Source organism: Serratia liquefaciens ATCC 27592, from assembly GCF_000422085.1.
Classification (GTDB): domain Bacteria; phylum Pseudomonadota; class Gammaproteobacteria; order Enterobacterales; family Enterobacteriaceae; genus Serratia; species Serratia liquefaciens.
In genome coordinates this window covers 4,644,196-4,659,187 of sequence record NC_021741.1, presented here as the reverse complement: position 1 = coordinate 4,659,187, position 14,992 = coordinate 4,644,196, and the positions used below count along the sequence as shown (strand labels likewise).

At 55.3% G+C, this 14,992-nt stretch carries 17 protein-coding genes and 1 pseudogene; 13 read left to right on the top strand and 5 right to left on the bottom strand.

All coding sequences use genetic code 11. The features are described 5' to 3' along the window. Positions 1-17 precede the first annotated feature (17 nt). Both M495_RS26065 and M495_RS21725 read left to right on the top strand, forming a co-directional pair. Positions 18-1,190 (top strand): annotated as a pseudogene (locus tag M495_RS26065) (VENN motif pre-toxin domain-containing protein); the annotation flags it as partial. Between the two features lie 304 nt (positions 1,191-1,494). Continuing rightward, a complete protein-coding gene (locus M495_RS21725) occupies positions 1,495-1,968 on the top strand; it encodes a hypothetical protein (RefSeq protein ID WP_020831915.1) in 474 nt (157 codons plus the stop codon). A gap of 168 nt (positions 1,969-2,136) precedes the next feature. Here the strand turns inward: M495_RS21725 and uriH are convergent, their stop codons facing one another. Beyond that, complete coding sequence (gene uriH / locus M495_RS21720) at positions 2,137-3,081, bottom strand: uridine-preferring nucleoside hydrolase UriH (protein ID WP_020831913.1); 945 nt, start codon at positions 3,079-3,081, stop codon at positions 2,137-2,139. A gap of 208 nt (positions 3,082-3,289) precedes the next feature. Here uriH and M495_RS21715 point away from each other — a divergent pair, with 208 nt between their 5' ends. Next, a complete protein-coding gene (locus tag M495_RS21715) occupies positions 3,290-3,577 on the top strand; it encodes a double zinc ribbon domain-containing protein (protein ID WP_020831911.1) in 288 nt (95 codons plus the stop codon). Beyond that, positions 3,574-3,951, top strand: a complete 378-nt coding sequence (locus tag M495_RS21710) for a hypothetical protein (protein ID WP_020831909.1) — start codon at positions 3,574-3,576, stop codon at positions 3,949-3,951. The genes M495_RS21715 and M495_RS21710 overlap by 4 nt, the downstream gene beginning before the upstream one ends. Here M495_RS21710 and aaeR read toward each other — a convergent pair. Beyond that, positions 3,914-4,825: an HTH-type transcriptional activator AaeR gene (gene aaeR / locus M495_RS21705; protein WP_041415021.1), complete on the bottom strand. Its 912-nt coding sequence runs from the start codon at positions 4,823-4,825 to the stop codon at positions 3,914-3,916. The genes M495_RS21710 and aaeR overlap by 38 nt on opposite strands. Positions 4,826-5,264: 439 nt before the next feature. Between aaeR and aaeX the strand changes: the two genes are divergently transcribed. The 5 genes from aaeX to M495_RS21680 all read left to right on the top strand — a co-directional run bounded on the left by aaeX (position 5,265) and on the right by M495_RS21680 (position 9,376). Continuing rightward, on the top strand, positions 5,265-5,468 hold the full coding sequence (gene aaeX, locus M495_RS21700; protein WP_004936952.1) for a p-hydroxybenzoic acid efflux pump operon protein AaeX: 204 nt from the start codon (positions 5,265-5,267) through the stop codon (positions 5,466-5,468). Positions 5,469-5,475: 7 nt separating this feature from the next. Further along, a complete protein-coding gene (gene aaeA, locus M495_RS21695) occupies positions 5,476-6,411 on the top strand; it encodes a p-hydroxybenzoic acid efflux pump subunit AaeA (RefSeq protein ID WP_020831905.1) in 936 nt (311 codons plus the stop codon). Continuing rightward, positions 6,411-8,378: a p-hydroxybenzoic acid efflux pump subunit AaeB gene (aaeB, locus tag M495_RS21690; RefSeq protein WP_020831904.1), complete on the top strand. Its 1,968-nt coding sequence runs from the start codon at positions 6,411-6,413 to the stop codon at positions 8,376-8,378. Before aaeA ends, aaeB begins: the two co-directional genes overlap by 1 nt. Before the next feature lie 243 nt (positions 8,379-8,621). Continuing rightward, positions 8,622-9,071, top strand: coding sequence for a ribonuclease (locus M495_RS21685; RefSeq protein ID WP_020831903.1), 450 nt, complete (start codon positions 8,622-8,624; stop codon positions 9,069-9,071). A gap of 5 nt (positions 9,072-9,076) precedes the next feature. Further along, positions 9,077-9,376 (top strand): barstar family protein, encoded by a 300-nt coding sequence (locus tag M495_RS21680; protein WP_020831902.1) that lies wholly within the window; start codon positions 9,077-9,079, stop codon positions 9,374-9,376. Positions 9,377-9,406: 30 nt separating this feature from the next. Here the strand turns inward: M495_RS21680 and yjgA are convergent, their stop codons facing one another. Further along, positions 9,407-9,955: a ribosome biogenesis factor YjgA gene (gene yjgA, locus M495_RS21675; RefSeq protein ID WP_020831901.1), complete on the bottom strand. Its 549-nt coding sequence runs from the start codon at positions 9,953-9,955 to the stop codon at positions 9,407-9,409. A gap of 177 nt (positions 9,956-10,132) precedes the next feature. Between yjgA and pmbA the strand changes: the two genes are divergently transcribed. Both pmbA and cybC read left to right on the top strand, forming a co-directional pair. Beyond that, positions 10,133-11,473, top strand: a complete 1,341-nt coding sequence (gene pmbA, locus M495_RS21670) for a metalloprotease PmbA (RefSeq protein WP_020831900.1) — start codon at positions 10,133-10,135, stop codon at positions 11,471-11,473. Between the two features lie 192 nt (positions 11,474-11,665). Beyond that, positions 11,666-12,052: a cytochrome b562 gene (cybC, locus tag M495_RS21665; protein WP_020831899.1), complete on the top strand. Its 387-nt coding sequence runs from the start codon at positions 11,666-11,668 to the stop codon at positions 12,050-12,052. On the opposite strand, the gene M495_RS21660 is transcribed toward cybC, so the two are convergent. Further along, a complete protein-coding gene (locus M495_RS21660) occupies positions 12,049-12,834 on the bottom strand; it encodes an AraC family transcriptional regulator (RefSeq protein ID WP_041415721.1) in 786 nt (261 codons plus the stop codon). The two genes, cybC and M495_RS21660, sit on opposite strands and share 4 nt — an antisense overlap. Before the next feature lie 119 nt (positions 12,835-12,953). Here M495_RS21660 and M495_RS21655 point away from each other — a divergent pair, with 119 nt between their 5' ends. Continuing rightward, entirely contained in the window at positions 12,954-13,742 is a 789-nt protein-coding gene (locus M495_RS21655; RefSeq protein ID WP_020831895.1) for a sulfite exporter TauE/SafE family protein, read from the top strand. Between the two features lie 39 nt (positions 13,743-13,781). Here the strand turns inward: M495_RS21655 and rnk are convergent, their stop codons facing one another. Beyond that, positions 13,782-14,192 (bottom strand): nucleoside diphosphate kinase regulator, encoded by a 411-nt coding sequence (rnk, locus tag M495_RS21650; protein WP_020831894.1) that lies wholly within the window; start codon positions 14,190-14,192, stop codon positions 13,782-13,784. A 425-nt stretch (positions 14,193-14,617) separates the two neighbouring features. Between rnk and M495_RS21645 the strand changes: the two genes are divergently transcribed. Further along, positions 14,618-14,965: a glycine dehydrogenase gene (locus M495_RS21645; RefSeq protein WP_041415017.1), complete on the top strand. Its 348-nt coding sequence runs from the start codon at positions 14,618-14,620 to the stop codon at positions 14,963-14,965. Positions 14,966-14,992: the final 27 nt, after the last annotated feature.

The following is a 14,992-nucleotide window of genomic DNA, read 5'->3' as shown; positions in this document are numbered from 1 at the left end:
ATTGCCGTTCTAAAAGGCATGCAGAAGGCACGACCAAGGCTGCGGTGTCGGGCGGTAGCGTGGTTATTCGCGATGGGGCCAACCAGCAGCAAGATGTGAATGCGTTGAGCCGGGATACGGATAACGCCAATGGCAGTATCGGGCCGATCTTCGACAAGGAGAAAGAGCAGAACCGGCTGAAGCAGGCGCAGCTGATCGGCGAAATCGCCGGGCAGACGATGGATATTGTCCGCACCCAGGGTGATATCAATGGCTTGCAGAAGGCAAAGGACAAGCATCCGGGGCTGGATGCGACAGCGTTGCGTAAAACGCCGGAATATCAGGCCGAGATGCAGAAATACGGCACCGGCAGCGATATGCAACGGGCCGCGCAGGCGGTAACGGGCGCGCTGCAGGCGTTGGCGGGGAACAATCTGGCCGGCGCTTTGGCGAGCGGAGCGGCACCGTATCTGGCGAGAGAAATCAAGGCGCGGGTCGGTGAAAATAACGTGGCAGCGAACGCAATGGCGCATGCGTTACTGGGGGCGATAACTGCGCAACTGAACAACCAGTCTGCGGTAGCCGGTGCGGTGGGTGCGGGCGGTGGCGAGCTGGCTGCGCGGGTGATAGTTGAGATAAGGTTCCCGGGCCGTGACATAAACAGCCTGACAGAAGGTGAGAAGCAGGAGGTGAGTGCTTTGAGCCAACTGGCCGCAGGACTGGCAGGGGGGATAGCTTCAGACAGTACGGCAGGGGCGGTAGCGGCTTCGCAGGCCGGTAAGAATGCGACGGAGAATAACTATCTGAGCAGTAAGCAGGTAGACGCTTGGTCGGCTGAAATGAAGTCCTGTCAGGCTTCCGGCGGTGACTGCGGCGGCGTGATTAAGAAGTATGAGGAACTGAGTACCGCGCAGCAGAAACAGCTTATCAGCGACTGTGCAACTAGTCCGACAACCTGCCAGCAGAAATACGGTAATGTGCTAGCTGACAGCCTGGCGGTGAAGCAGTCGATAGACCGTGCCCTGGGTGAAGATATCCCGATCAAGATGGTCTACGATCTGACGGCGACCTTTGCGCATCAGATGCAGGCGGAAGGTGTTGTTGCTACAAATAAAGTCTCTGAGGCACTCCAGAAAGAATATGGTCTGGATGAGGTTCAGGCAGGTATTGTTGCGAGTGCAGCGGCTTCGGCATTTGGAGGATTTAGTAAGGCTGGTAAGCCTAATTATACCCTAAATAAAGATGGCGCTATGCTCGGCATAAATGGCCCAACTGTTCCAAGTAAAACATTGTGGATGGGTAAAGGGAAAGAGAGAATTGATGTTGAGAACCCTGCGCCAGGAAAGAGAGCAGGCCAAATACATTACCAAGATAATAGTAATAACAAGTACTATTATGATCCTATTACGCAAACATTCCCTGATGCACCTAAAAGTGTGAATGATAAGTTGAAAGATCCTGCTTTCAAGAGCGCTGTAGACAAAGGTATGACTAAATACCTGGGAGAGAAATAAGATGTTAGTTAACTATTTAATGCTCCCTCAACTTGAATCTATTTGTTGGGAAGATATAGATAAACTCAATCTTCCTTATGAGTTGAATGATATTGTTGAACAAGGTTTTGTTGAGTTACATGGTTGTTTTTTATCTAAAAAACTACTTTCTTATTGTAACTCTGTTACCCCTGATGTTTTCGAGGATGAAATTGCCTTCGAATGTTTTGTAAATTCTATCCATATAGAGGATTATGTAAGTGAGAAGTATTTGCAATATTCAATTATTTTTTGTAATTCAATAATCAAGAAGTGGAGTGAAAATTATGTTGACTGTTTGAATGTTATTATATCGTTAGATGATGAAACGTTATTTCCAACAATAAAGTTCCATTTAAGAAGAAAGGGTGTCTCATGGTTGGATGAGGATAATCTTGACTCAAGTATTCAAGCTGTTTTAGTAACTGTGAATGAAATTAATAAGAATAAACTATAAATTATTAAATCTACTGATTAAGGTATCCCGGCCAACTTAAACTGGCCGGGGTTATTGCTTTTATGCCCTAAAAACATCAACTTCCCGCCGCCGCAACCGGATCATCCCCGGTGCGGCGGTGAGCTCCAGTTGTTCGGCATCGGTAATGCCCGTCTTGTTAACCGTTCATTAAATCTTCACGTCCCCAATCCTCTCTAGAGCATCCACCACCAAACCCCAGAATTTATCCTGATCCAGCGTTACTGCTACCTGCGTATGGCAGTCGGGCGGTGGTGCTGTGCGGAAATCGGCTACCGTCATGCCCAGTGTCAGGGTGCCGGTGAGTTCGATATCTACCGGGACTTTTCGCACCGTCATCACATCGGGGGCAATAACGTAGGCCACCGCACAGGGATCGTGCACCGGCGGTGCACTGAACCCCTGCGCCTGCTGGTACATTTTGCCAAAGAACTCGAGCAATTCGCCGACAAACCTGGCTGGTCCGGTGTGGATGGCGGCAATGCGTGCACACACCTCTGGGGTGGCGAGCGCCTGATGGGTCAGATCCAGCCCGACCATGGTCAGCGGCCATTTCTCATTAAAAACGATGTGCGCGGCTTCCGGATCAATCTTGATATTGAATTCCGCTACCGCGCTCCAGTTCCCCACGTGGTAGCCACCCCCCATCAGCACCACTTCCTTCACCCGTTCGGCAATCCGTGGTTCTTTACGAACTGCCATGGCGATATTGGTCAGGCCGCCGGTGGGGACCAGCGTCACGCTGCCTGGCGGATGGGCCATGATGGTGTCGATAATCAAATCTACCGCGTGTCGCGTTTCCAGCGTCAGCGTTGGCTCAGTTAAAACCGGGCCGTCCAGGCCGGACTCGCCGTGAATATCGGGCGCAACCTCGATTTGCCGCACCAGCGGCCGTGGGCAGCCGGCGGCGAAGGGCACGCCGGTAATATTGGCGATACGTGCAACAGCCAGCGCGTTGCGGGTCACCTTATCCAGCGTTTGATTGCCCACCACGGTGGTGACGGCCAGCAGCTCGATCTGCGGATTGCCCCAGGCCAGCAGCATGGCGATAGCATCGTCATGCCCCGGATCGCAGTCCAGTATGATTTTTTTCATTTTTATTCCTGATGCAGGGAGAGGTCTCCGCAGCATAGCGCACCGGCAGCAGGCCAGGTAATGACAGATGATGCTTTTTGCTAGCCACATCAAAGCGTTGCTGATCTTAGGATGTAATTAAACGTAAATCCCTCTCGCAGCGCTTTACCCTGGAGTTTACTCCAGGGTTTACATTGAGTCCTGGCGTACAGCAAAGAGGTGAAGAGCGATGAGCATGTTGAAAAAGCTTTTGGGACAAGGTGGCTTTGGTGGTGGCCACTCACGTTCGCGGCACGGGGGCGGACACCATGGTAACCGTTATAACCAGCATGGCGATCAGGGCCCGCAGTGCCTGCAATGTCAGGCGCCTAACCGGCCCGGTACCCGTTACTGCCACCGCTGCGGCCAACCTTTCGAAACGGAGTCAGCGTCCTGCCGCGGGTGTTCGGCGCCGCTGCCGCCGGGGAGCCGTTTCTGCCAGCAGTGTGGTACGGCGGTCAGCGGAGGGCAACCATGACCAAATCAGGATGGAGTCTGGTCGTCCTGTTGGCGGCCATGACGTTATGGACGCTGCTGGCCTGGGGAGCTTCTGGCGTGTTGGCCTGGCTACCGTCGTTGACGGGGCTGGCACAAAGGGGTTCTGCGGAGCTGGCGCCCCCGTTGGCGGGGTTGCTTAGCCTGGTGCCGCAGGCGCTGTTGGAAAGCTGGTTACCGTTGTTGCAGCAACTGGGGGATTGGCTGGCGAGTTATTTCCCGCAGTTGATCACCTGGGCTGGGTACCTTGTCTGGCTGGTTTGGGGGCTGGGCATGCTGGCCTTGCTGCTGCTTGGCGCGTTGGCACGCCGTATTTTGCTCAGCGATACTCCTGATAAACTTCCGCCACGCGCTTGAAGTAATCGCTCAGGTAGTTGATGCACACCTGCACCTTGAGCGGCAGCTTATCTTTCTCGGTGTACACCGCGTACACCGGGCGAGGATCCGCATGATAGCTTTTAAACAGGATCTCGATCTCACCACGTTTGATCTCTTCGATCACCCACATCAGCGGCGCATAGGCGATACCGGCCCCGGCTTTCAGCCAGCGGATCATGGTCTGTGAATCATTGGTGATAAAACGTCCCTGCGGCGCAATACGCGTGCTTATGCCTTCAGGGGCGATCAGTTCGAATTCGCTATCCGGCCGCACGCTGTATTCCAGCCAGGAAAAGTTGACCATGTCGCTGGGCTTCTGCGGCGTACCGTGCTGGCTGAGATAGCTTTTGGCGGCGCAGACCACCATCGGCATGGATCCCAGACGTTTGGAGAACAGGCTGGAGTCCTGAAGCGCACCGGTACGGATCACCACGTCCAGCCCGTCAGCAATCAGGTCCGGCGCCGGAATACCGGTCACCAGGTTCACCGTCAGGCCAGGATATTCCTTCAACATATCGGCAGTCATGGTCGCCAGCACGTTTTGCGCCATGGTGGACGAGCTGCCAATGCGCAGCGTGCCGGTCGGCGTATTGTTAAACGCGTACAGCTGTTCGTGCACCTCGCTCACTTCCAACAACATGCGACGACAACCCTGGTAATAGATTTTTCCGGCTTCCGTCAGGCCAATGCTGCGGGTGCTGCGGTTAAGCAGTTTAACCTGCAGCTCATTCTCCAGTTTGGAGACGGTCTGGCTGATAGACGAAACGCTCATATCGAGTTGGCGCGCCGCCGCAGTAAATGACCCGCATTCAACCACTTTGGCGAATACCGACATCCGTTTTAATCGTTCCATTATTCACTCTGGCTTAAAAGTGATTTAGATCACAGATTGTTGATGAGTTGATAGTAAGCACGCTAATATAACGGGGTCGGGTGGAAAGACCTTATCAACGCGCGAGTGCGATCGGCGCCGACGCCGTGGCCGATCCCTCCGGTATCCTCGCATTCCCTATCGCGGATGTACGTTCCAGAGTTTACCTTTTTTTCAGGTTCGTGGCCTGGACAACCTGTCTGGGGCGGAATTTGTGGTGCGTGTCGGCTAAAATGTAAAGAGAATGTGAATGAAATATACCCTATAGCTTTCAAGTTGCAGCTAGGCGACCAGCTCGCTCACCCCAGGCGCTTACTTTAGTAGTAACTGGGGTGAGCGAGTGCAGATAACAGCGCTGCAACTTGAAAGATGACGGGTATAAAGGGTTACGCCCGGTGCAGTGAGTAATAAGGAAAAATTGATGAGTTTGCTTCCGGTTATGGTCATTTTCGGACTGTCGTTCCCCCCGGTATTTTTTGAATTGCTGGTCTCGCTGGCGCTGTTTTTCTTGCTGCGCCGCCTGCTGCAGCCTACCGGGATCTACGATTTTGTCTGGCATCCAGCGCTGTTCAATACCGCGCTGTACTGCTGTTTGTTCTATCTGATTTCATGTCTTTTCGTTTGAGGTCGCTGTGAAAAATTTTTCAATAAAAATAACCCGAATCGCGATCACTCTGATTCTGGTCCTGCTGGGGATCGTCGCCGTATTCAAAGCCTGGGTGTTTTACACCGAGTCCCCCTGGACGCGTGATGCCAAGTTTACTGCCGACGTGGTGGCAATAGCGCCGGACGTTACCGGGCTGCTGACCGACGTGCCGCTGGTGGATAACCAGTTGGTCAAGAAAGGGCAGGTGCTGTTGGTGATCGACCAGCCGCGCTACCAGCAGGCTCTGGCGGAAGCTAACGCCGACGTGGCCTACTACCAGACCTTGGCAGCGGAAAAAAGAAGGGAGGCGGGCCGTCGTGTTCGCTTGGGCGTGCAGGCGATGTCGCAGGAAGAAATAGACCAGGCGAATAACGTTCTGCAAACCGTAGAACATCAGTTGGCGAAGGCTGTAGCGACGCGTGAACTGGCGAAGCTGGACCTGGAACGTACCACAGTGCGCGCACCGGCCGATGGCTGGATCACAAACCTGAACGTGCATGCCGGTGAGTACATTACCCGCGGTTCAGTCGCTGTGGCGCTGGTGAAGAAAAACAGTTTCTATATTTTGGCCTATCTGGAAGAAACCAAGCTGCATGGTCTGAACAAAGGCGATCGTGCGGAAATTACCCCGTTGGGCAGTAACCGTATCATGCATGGCACCGTCGACAGCGTGGCCGCCGCCGTCAATAACAGCAGCAGCACCGTGAACAGCAAAGGGCTGGCGTCGATCGACAGCAACCTGGAGTGGGTGCGCCTGGCACAGCGCGTGCCGGTGAAAATTCTGCTGGATGACAAAGACCAATTGCATCCGTACCCGGCAGGTACCACGGCTACCGTGGTGATCACCGGCAAGAACGATCGCGCTACCGACAGCGGCTCGCCTTTTGTGCGTTTGATGCATCGGCTGCGTGAGTTCGGTTAATGAATAACCCAACCTTTATCAGGCTGAGATTTGCCTTCAAGCTCAGCTTTGCCATTGTGTTTGCCCTGTTTGTCGGCTTCCACCTCAATCTGGAAACGCCACGCTGGTCGGCGATGACCGCCGCCATCGTGGCCGCCGGCCCGGCCTTTGCCGCCGGTGGCGAACCCTTCTCCGGCGCTATCCGCCACCGCGGCTGGCTGCGTATCATCGGTACCTTTATCGGGTGTTTTGTCGGTCTGGCGATTATCGTCACTACGGCGCGTGCACCCGTTGTGATGCTGTTGTTGTGCTGTATCTGGGCCGGTTTTTGTACCTGGTTGTCCTCGCTGATTAAAGTCGAGAATTCTTACGCCTGGGGGTTGGCCGGTTATACCGCGCTGATCATTATCGTGACGGTCGCCACCAGCGAATCCCACCTGCTGGAAGCGCCGCAGTTCGCCATTGAGCGCTGCAGCGAGATCGTGCTGGGGATCGTCAGCGCAGTGCTGGCGGATCTGTTGTTCTCGCCGCGATCGATCAAGCAGGATATCGATCGCGCGGTGGATCAACTGTTGGTGGATCAGTACCGCTTGATGCAGATGTGCATCAGCGATGCCGAGAAAGAAGACATTGACCGCGCCTGGAGCAACCTGGTGAAAAGCACCACTGCGCTGAACGGCATGCGCAGCAACCTGATGATGGAGTCTTCACGCTGGCAAAAGGTGAACCGCCGTGTTCAGGCGTTGCATACGCTGTCGCTGACGCTGATTACCCAGGCCTGCGAGACGTATTTAATCCTGCTGAATCATCCGGATGCGGTGAAAGAGAATATTCGCGAACTGCTGATGGTGCCGGCGGATACCCCGCAGGAAATTCACAAGCGCATGAAGCTGTTGCGCCAGGTGCTGACCACCAACCGCACCGACGAAACCTTGCTGACCATCAGCAGTTGGGTCGGGGCGGCCACGCGTTATCTGTTATTGGCTAAAGGCGTGCACACCAACAGCAGCATCAGTGCGGTGGAAGAAAGTGTGCTGAGCAGTGAGGTGGTGATCAAACCGACGTCGGCGGAAGGCCATCACGCGATGATCAACGGTCTGCGTACCTTTGTGGCGACGACCTTTGGCAGCCTGTTGTGGCTGTGGACCGGTTGGACCTCCGGCAGCGGTTTTATGGTGATCATTGCGGTGATCACCTCGTTGGCAATGCGTACCCCCGCGCCGCGTATGGTCGCAATGGATTTTGTGCTGGGCATGCTGGCGGCAATCCCGGTCGGTTCGCTGTTCTTTATGGTGATCCTGCCGGCGACCCAGCAAAGCATTTTGCTGCTGTGCCTCAGCCTCGGGCTGCTGGCGTTTTTCATCGGTATCGAAGTGCAGAAAAGGCGGCTGGGTTCGCTCGGCTTGCTGGCGGGGACCATCAACATTTTGGTGTTGAGTAACCCGATGGAATTCAACGTCACTCAGTTTCTCGACGGTGCGCTTGGCCAGTTCCTCGGTAGCTGCGTGGGGTTGATGGTGCTGTTGCTGATCCGCGATAATTCACGTGAACGCACCGGCCGCACGCTGCTGAACCAGTTTGTCAGCAGCGCAGTATCGGCACTGACCACCAAGGCGTCGCGCCGTCGGCAAAACCATCTGCCGGCGCTGTATCAGCAGCTTAACCAACTGCTGATGATGTTCCCGAACGACATTGCCAAATACCGGCTGGCGCTGAATCTGATCATTGCTCATCAGCGCATGCAGCGGGCGGAGATCCCGGTTAGCGAGGAACTTTCGGCGTTCCACAAGCAGATTCGCAACACTGCCGATCATGTGGTTTCGGCCAAGAACGACGTGAAGCGCGCTTACTATTACGATCGGCTGCTGGACGAAATGAATGACTATCAGCAAAAGCTGGTGGATTATCACGCACCGCTCAGCGTTACCGATCCGGTAAAACGCCTGGCCGGCATGCTGCATCGCTACCGCCACGCGTTGATCGACTGATACGCCAAACGCCCCTGCCGGGGCTATACTTGCCTGATAGAGGCCTGTTTCAGAGTTGCACTGAGTGCCAGACGCGCTGCACAATGGCATGATTAGCTTGAATGGGTGTTGCAGGTTGTGGGGCGTGGTTTCCCTGAAGTGAAAACGTTACATACCAGTCATCTCTGCTTCATCCTCTTCATCTATAAATCCAACTAGCATGGGTGCCGGTGCACCCTTGTCGGCCATAATTCAGGGACAGCAATGAATAAGCGGATCCTCGTGGCGGTAGTTATCGCCATTGTGATAGCCGGTTTTAGCGCACTGCGTGGTAACGATCGGGCGATTACCAACGTACCGGCGGTGGCCGAAGGCCAGAGTATTGACCAACTGACGCAGCAGAAAAGGGTGGTGAGCTACCTGCAGCAGCATCAGCGGCTGCCGGACTATTACATCACCAAAAAACAGGCGCGCGAGCAGGGATGGGATGCACGTAACGGCAACCTGTGTTCGGTGCTGCCGGGCAAGGCAATTGGTGGCGACCGTTTCTCAAACCGTGAAGGACAGCTGCCTGCGGCCCGCAGCCGGGTATGGCGCGAGGCGGATATCAATTACCAATGCGGCCGGCGTGGTGCCGATCGCCTGCTGTATTCCAGTGATGGCCTGATTTTTGTCACGCGTGACCATTATAAAAACTTCATTCGGGTGGAGTGAGCTTGATGGCAAAAGTAGAGTTCGATTTTAATCAGATTAGCGATCTGCCGGCGTTTTACCGCGATTTTGCGCATAAGTTTGCACTGGATGAGGCTTTTGGTGCCAATCTTGACGCACTGTGGGACGTGGTGACGGCGGATATCGGCCTGCCGGTCGAGATTGAGTTTACCCATCTCAACGCCCGCAGCAAACGTCGCTTTGGTGCGATTATCCTGTTGTTTGAAGAGGCGGAAGAAGAACTGGAAGGCAGCCTGCGTTTCAATATCCGTGAAAGCAGCGGTGAACCTGCACATCACCGGGGATGAATCGGGTTCATCCCGTGGTGACGGCGTCGATTATTCGGCGGTTTCGGCCAGATCGCGCAGGTATTGGAAAATTTGACGGTAAGCTTTCGGCGGCTTGTTAGCGGCTTTCTCTTTCTGTGCGTTACGCACCAGTGAGCGCAGCTGCTGGCGGTCGGCTTCCGGATACAGCGCCAGAATCGACGGGATCGCGTCATCACCTTCTTCCACCAGACGGTCACGCAGCGCTTCCAGCTTGTGGAACAGCGAAACCTGTTGGTTATGGCGGTTCTTCAGCTTGTCGAGCGCGGTTTGGATCGGCTCTACATCGCGGGCGCGCAGCATTTTGCCAATCAGCTGCAACTGACGGCGGCGGCCTTCTTTCTTGATCTTCTGCGCCAGCTCAACTGCGGCGCGCAAATCTTCGTCCAGCGGGATGCGTTCCAGCGCGTTTTTACCCAGTTCGACCAGTTCGGTCCCCAGGTCTTTCAGGGCTTCGGCATCACGTTTAATTTCACTTTTACTGACCCAGATAATCTCGTCATCGTCCTCGTCCGTGTTCTCCGGGACATCGTCGAGCCAGTCTTCAGGCTGTTTGTTCATGGTAGGCTCCGTTAAAAAGAGGCTAATCCTAACAGGTTGCCGGCTTTATGCGAAATTCCACGCGGTTCCTGTTAGACTCAAAAGTATAAATCACATGATTTTTGCGCGTGACTCCGCGCGCAACCACGCCGCCACGGCACTTTTCTCAACGATTTTCTGATTAAGTATGGCAGATTGATGAAAGTAGTCACTCAAGTTGCAGAACAGCGCAAGGCGCTGGAACAGGCCGTTTCACAGGCTTTGGAACTGGCGCGCGCCGGTTCTGATGCGGCAGAAGTTGCCGTGACCAAATCTACCGGTATCAGCGTCAGCACTCGCTTTGGCGAAGTGGAGAACGTTGAGTTCAACAGCGATGGCGCGTTGGGCATTACCGTCTATCACCAGCAACGCAAAGGCAGCGCTTCTTCCACCGATCTCAGCCCGGATGCCATTGCCCGCACCGTGCAGGCGGCGCTGGATATTGCCCGTTACACCTCGGTAGATCCGAACGCCGGCCCGGCGGAAAAGGACCTGTTGGCGTTTGATGCACCGGACTTGGATCTGTTCCACCCGGCAGAACTGGACGCCGAACGCGGTATCGAATTGGCTGCTCGCGCAGAGCAGGCTTCGCTGGCGGCTGACAAGCGCATCACCAATACCGAAGGCGGCAGTTTTAACAGCCACTACGGCATCAAGGTATTCGGCAACAGTCATGGCATGCTGCAAAGCTACTGTTCCAGCCGGCACTCGCTGTCGAGCTGCGTAATTGCCGAGCAGGATGGCGATATGGAGCGCGACTACGCCTATACCATCGGCCGTGCGATGGGCGATCTGGAAAGCCCTGAATGGGTGGGTCAGGAATGTGCCCGCCGCACGCTGTCGCGTCTGGCACCGCGCAAGCTGTCTACCATGACCGCCCCGGTGCTGTTCGCTTCCGAAGTGGCGACCGGCCTGTTCGGGCATTTGGTTGGCGCCATCAGCGGCAGCAGCGTTTACCGTAAATCCACCTTCCTACTGGATTCTTTGGGCAAGCAGATCCTGCCGGACTGGCTGACCATTGAAGAACACCCGCACCTGCTGAAAGGCCTGGCTTCCACGCCGTTCGACAGCGAAGGTGTACGCACCCAACGGCGCGACATCGTTAAAGATGGCGTACTGCAAACCTGGCTGCTGACCAGCTATGCGGCCCGCAAGCTCGGTATGCACAGCACCGGACACGCAGGCGGTATTCACAACTGGCGCATTGCCGGGCAGGGTAATGACTTTGCCGGCATGCTGAAGCAACTGGGCACGGGGCTGGTGGTGACCGAACTGATGGGCCAGGGCGTTAGCGGTATTACCGGTGACTATTCGCGTGGCGCCGCCGGTTTCTGGGTGGAAAACGGCGAGATCCAGTATCCGGTCAGCGAGATCACCATCGCCGGCAACCTCAAGGATATGCTGCGCAACATTGTCAGCGTGGGCAGCGACATCGAAACCCGCAGCAATATTCAGTGCGGCTCCGTTTTACTGCCGGACATGAAAATCGCCGGTCAATAATGTTCGCCACGGCTGGCCGCTCCGGTTGCCAGCCGTTTCCCCTTCCTCTGTTTTAACCTTGCTTACAAATCTCCGGTTTCGGTTTTCTGCTCCCTTGCCTATGTTTAGGCTGTGCTGCGTCATGGCGTGGTCAATGGCGGCGCACGGCCCTAAAAGGGGACCACTAAAACAATAACTGGAAGGTGAGCAAGCATGTCGAACAAACTGAAAGCGCTGATGGCGCTGGCGCTGCTGGGCGCCAGTTCACTGGCGGTCGCGGCCGATCTGGCCGACGATATGGATACCATCGCAGGCAATTACAAAACGGTGCTGAGCACTGACTCCACGGATACCTTGAAGCAAAGTTTGCAGAACATGCGCGCCGCCGCAGTGGATGCAAAGCAAAGCACGCCGCCCAAGCTGGAGGACAAAGCGCCCGATAGCCCGGAGATAAAAGATTTCCACCACGGGCTGGACACGCTGATCGGTCAGATCGACCAATCGCTGGCGCTGGCCAACCAGGGCAAGCTGGCCGAAGCCAAGCAGGTCGCGCAGGGCTTCAAACAAACCCGCGACGCTAACCACAAGAAGTTCCGCTAACCCCTTTCGCGCCGTTCTGAAGCCAGATAGCAGGACGGCGCCTGCCCCAGCACGCGGCGAAACATGGTGGCAAACGCCGCGCTGCTTTCATACCCCAATTCCAGAGCCACCTGCGTCACGCTGCTGCCTTCGGCCAATTGGGCCAGCGCCAACACCACGCAGGCACGCTGACGCCATTGTGAGAAGGACATTCCTGTCTGAGCGCGAAACAGGCGGCTGAAACTGCGGATGCTCATATACAGCCGCGAAGCCCATGCCTGAGGTGAATCGTGCGCGTCAGGGTGTTGCAGGAATTGCTGGCAGAGTTCACTCAGCCGCCGGTCCGCCGGCAGGGGGATATGCAGTGGCAGAGGCGGTAGATTGGCCAGCTCATGCAGCAGCAGGCTAACCAGCGCGCCATCCCGGCCTTGCTCATTGTAATCCAGTGGCATATCGACGGCGGCCATCAACAGTTGGCGCATCAGCGGCGTTACGCTGACCACCTGGCAATCCTGTGGTGGGTCAACCAACAACGCGGCCGGTTCAATGTACAGGCTGCGGGTCGTGACGCCGACCATTCTTACTTCATGCGCCATCTGTGGGGGTAGCCACACCGCATGCTGAGGCGGCACAATCCAGTTCCCTTGACGGGTGAACACGTGCATTACCCCGGTGGCGCCGTAAAGCAATTGAGCGCGCCGATGCTGGTGCATAGGCAGCAGGTAACCCCTTGGGTAGTCGGTGCCAATAGCAATCACGGGCCTTTGCACCGAGTCGAGATCGTCAATATGTCGATTGCGCATAAAGCCTTCGCTGAACAGTTGGCCGAAACGCAATGATAGTTGGCCTTTGATATGAAGCAAGCCAAAAGCCGGTGTTTTATGCTGCCGCTCGACATCTTTACTCAGGAGCGCCTGCGGCTATGGTGGATATTATTTTCGTGCTGTTGACCGGCTTTGTTACCGGTATGACGACCATCGTGTTCGGTTTTGGCGGTGGTTTTGTGGTGGTGCCACTGGTTTACCATCTGGTGAGCGCCTCGGGGGAACAGCCTGGTCAGGCGATGCATATCGCAGTGGCCACCTCGACGGCGGTGATGATTTTCACGGCAGGTTACGCCACTTTTGCCCAGTGGCGCAGTGGCAACCTGCTGCGTGAAACTCTGGTTCCGCTCATTTTTTATATCGGGATGGGGGCGGTGCTGGGGGCTTTTGCATCCAGCCTGTTGGCGGACGGCACGGTGCGCTTGTTGTTTGTGATTTACATCCTGGTGACGATTGCGGATTGTCTGTTCAGGCCGGGGTTTTTGGTTAAGCCGGTACGCGCTGCACTTTCACCATCGACTCTGTTGATCGGCGGCCCGCTGATTGGTGTCATCGCGACCCTGCTCGGCGTAGGGGGGAGCGTGATGACGGTGCCTCTGTTGCGTCGCCATGGGTTCGAGATGCGGCATTGCGTCAGTTCAGCCAATGCGTTGTCGATCCCTGTCGCCGTCGTGGGGGCATTGATGTACGTCGGTTTGGGCTGGAGGGAAATGACAGGGCCGCACTATCTGGGTTACGTCAATCTGGCCCTGCTCGGGCAGTTGGTGACGAGCGGTGTCGTGGGGACGGTGGTTGCCAGGAAGTGGCTGCCGAAGGTCAATGATCGGCTGCATGCCAGAATTTACGTGCTGTTGCTGATCCTGGTTTTGATCGCCATCGGTGTGTAAGAGACAGAAAGGGCGGCTGGTCACCGCCCTGAAAACCGCTTAGCGGTGGTATTCACCCGCCGCTTCCGGCTGGTACAACAGTTCCAGCACTTCGATACGCGCTTCTTCACCGTTCGGCAACTGCCAGGTAATCTGGTTGCCGATGTGCATGCCCAGCAGCGCTGCGCCCAGCGGCGCCATCACCGACAGCTGTTCGTGGCTATCCTTCAGCGAAGCCGGGTAAACCAGCGTACGCACGTGTTCTTCTGCCGTGTGCAGATCGCGGAAACGTACGCGGCTGTTCATGGTCACTACGTTGGCCGGGATCTGGGACGGCGGCAGAATTTCGGCGCGATCCAGCTCGATGTTCAGCGCAGCCGCGACATCGGTGTTGGCAAAGGCCGGTTGTTCCAATAGCGCATCCAGGCGTTCCGCATCCAGCTCATTAATAGTAATGGTTGGCTTGGTCATTCCACTCTCCAGTCAAATCAAAAGGCGTCGGGTAACGCGCCCATAAATTCGGAAAAACAGCACAAAAGCAAAACCCCCGCGCCAGAGGTACGGGGGTGTTGTTGATGTCGAATTGTCTTACCGATAGTAGGCGGTTAAGCCGGGAAAAGAAAGAGATCCCGATCACGAAGCTTTTCACCTCCCTTGGCTCAACTGGAAACCTTTTGTGGCGATATCTTTTTGTAATCTAATTGAATTATCTGGCAGATGCTTATTTTGCGAAATGGATCCCTGACGGTCATTGAATTTCCACTTTCAACTGGAAAAAAACAGAGTACACAGAATATCTCCCCGGGGTTAGGGTAAAGGCATCAGAGAAGGCGGCTTATTCAGGTGATGTGCTGTGCGACTTACGGAATCATGTTTGGATCTAGGGGAACTGAAAAGTGAATGATGGATCTGCTGCGAGAGAAAATAGTGAACAACCTGACGTCAGCACGGCCGGGGCGATAACCGAACGGGTGCTGGCTGATATTACCGCCATGCTAAACGCCGAAGATATTTATACCAATGCGGTGCAGCAACAGATGCTGGAGTCGCATATTCGCGCCATGGTGTTGCGCTCAATAACCGGCGAGCCATTACCGGAAGTCGATAAATCACTGTTTGACGAGATTTCGGCGGAATCCATGCAAATGGCGGAGCGGGTAGTCGACCAATTCACCACTCTTCCGATTGAAGAGGCTTATTTGCTTTCCGTCCATTTTGAAGTGGCAAAAGATAATAACCAATAGCAGTTACCGAATTAAATTAATCAGGAG

What these genes read in the sequence shown, in the direction of transcription:
- M495_RS21725 (WP_020831915.1), top strand. Translation starts at nt 1,495, where the DNA reads ATGTTAGTTAACTATTTAATGCTCCCTCAACTTGAATCTATTTGTTGG.
- uriH (WP_020831913.1), bottom strand. Translation starts at nt 3,081, where the DNA reads ATGAAAAAAATCATACTGGACTGCGATCCGGGGCATGACGATGCTATC.
- M495_RS21715 (WP_020831911.1), top strand. Translation starts at nt 3,290, where the DNA reads ATGAGCATGTTGAAAAAGCTTTTGGGACAAGGTGGCTTTGGTGGTGGC.
- M495_RS21710 (WP_020831909.1), top strand. Translation starts at nt 3,574, where the DNA reads ATGACCAAATCAGGATGGAGTCTGGTCGTCCTGTTGGCGGCCATGACG.
- aaeR (WP_041415021.1), bottom strand. Translation starts at nt 4,825, where the DNA reads ATGGAACGATTAAAACGGATGTCGGTATTCGCCAAAGTGGTTGAATGC.
- aaeX (WP_004936952.1), top strand. Translation starts at nt 5,265, where the DNA reads ATGAGTTTGCTTCCGGTTATGGTCATTTTCGGACTGTCGTTCCCCCCG.
- aaeB (WP_020831904.1), top strand. Translation starts at nt 6,411, where the DNA reads ATGAATAACCCAACCTTTATCAGGCTGAGATTTGCCTTCAAGCTCAGC.
- M495_RS21685 (WP_020831903.1), top strand. Translation starts at nt 8,622, where the DNA reads ATGAATAAGCGGATCCTCGTGGCGGTAGTTATCGCCATTGTGATAGCC.
- M495_RS21680 (WP_020831902.1), top strand. Translation starts at nt 9,077, where the DNA reads ATGGCAAAAGTAGAGTTCGATTTTAATCAGATTAGCGATCTGCCGGCG.
- yjgA (WP_020831901.1), bottom strand. Translation starts at nt 9,955, where the DNA reads ATGAACAAACAGCCTGAAGACTGGCTCGACGATGTCCCGGAGAACACG.
- pmbA (WP_020831900.1), top strand. Translation starts at nt 10,133, where the DNA reads ATGAAAGTAGTCACTCAAGTTGCAGAACAGCGCAAGGCGCTGGAACAG.
- cybC (WP_020831899.1), top strand. Translation starts at nt 11,666, where the DNA reads ATGTCGAACAAACTGAAAGCGCTGATGGCGCTGGCGCTGCTGGGCGCC.
- M495_RS21660 (WP_041415721.1), bottom strand. Translation starts at nt 12,834, where the DNA reads ATGCGCAATCGACATATTGACGATCTCGACTCGGTGCAAAGGCCCGTG.
- M495_RS21655 (WP_020831895.1), top strand. Translation starts at nt 12,954, where the DNA reads ATGGTGGATATTATTTTCGTGCTGTTGACCGGCTTTGTTACCGGTATG.
- rnk (WP_020831894.1), bottom strand. Translation starts at nt 14,192, where the DNA reads ATGACCAAGCCAACCATTACTATTAATGAGCTGGATGCGGAACGCCTG.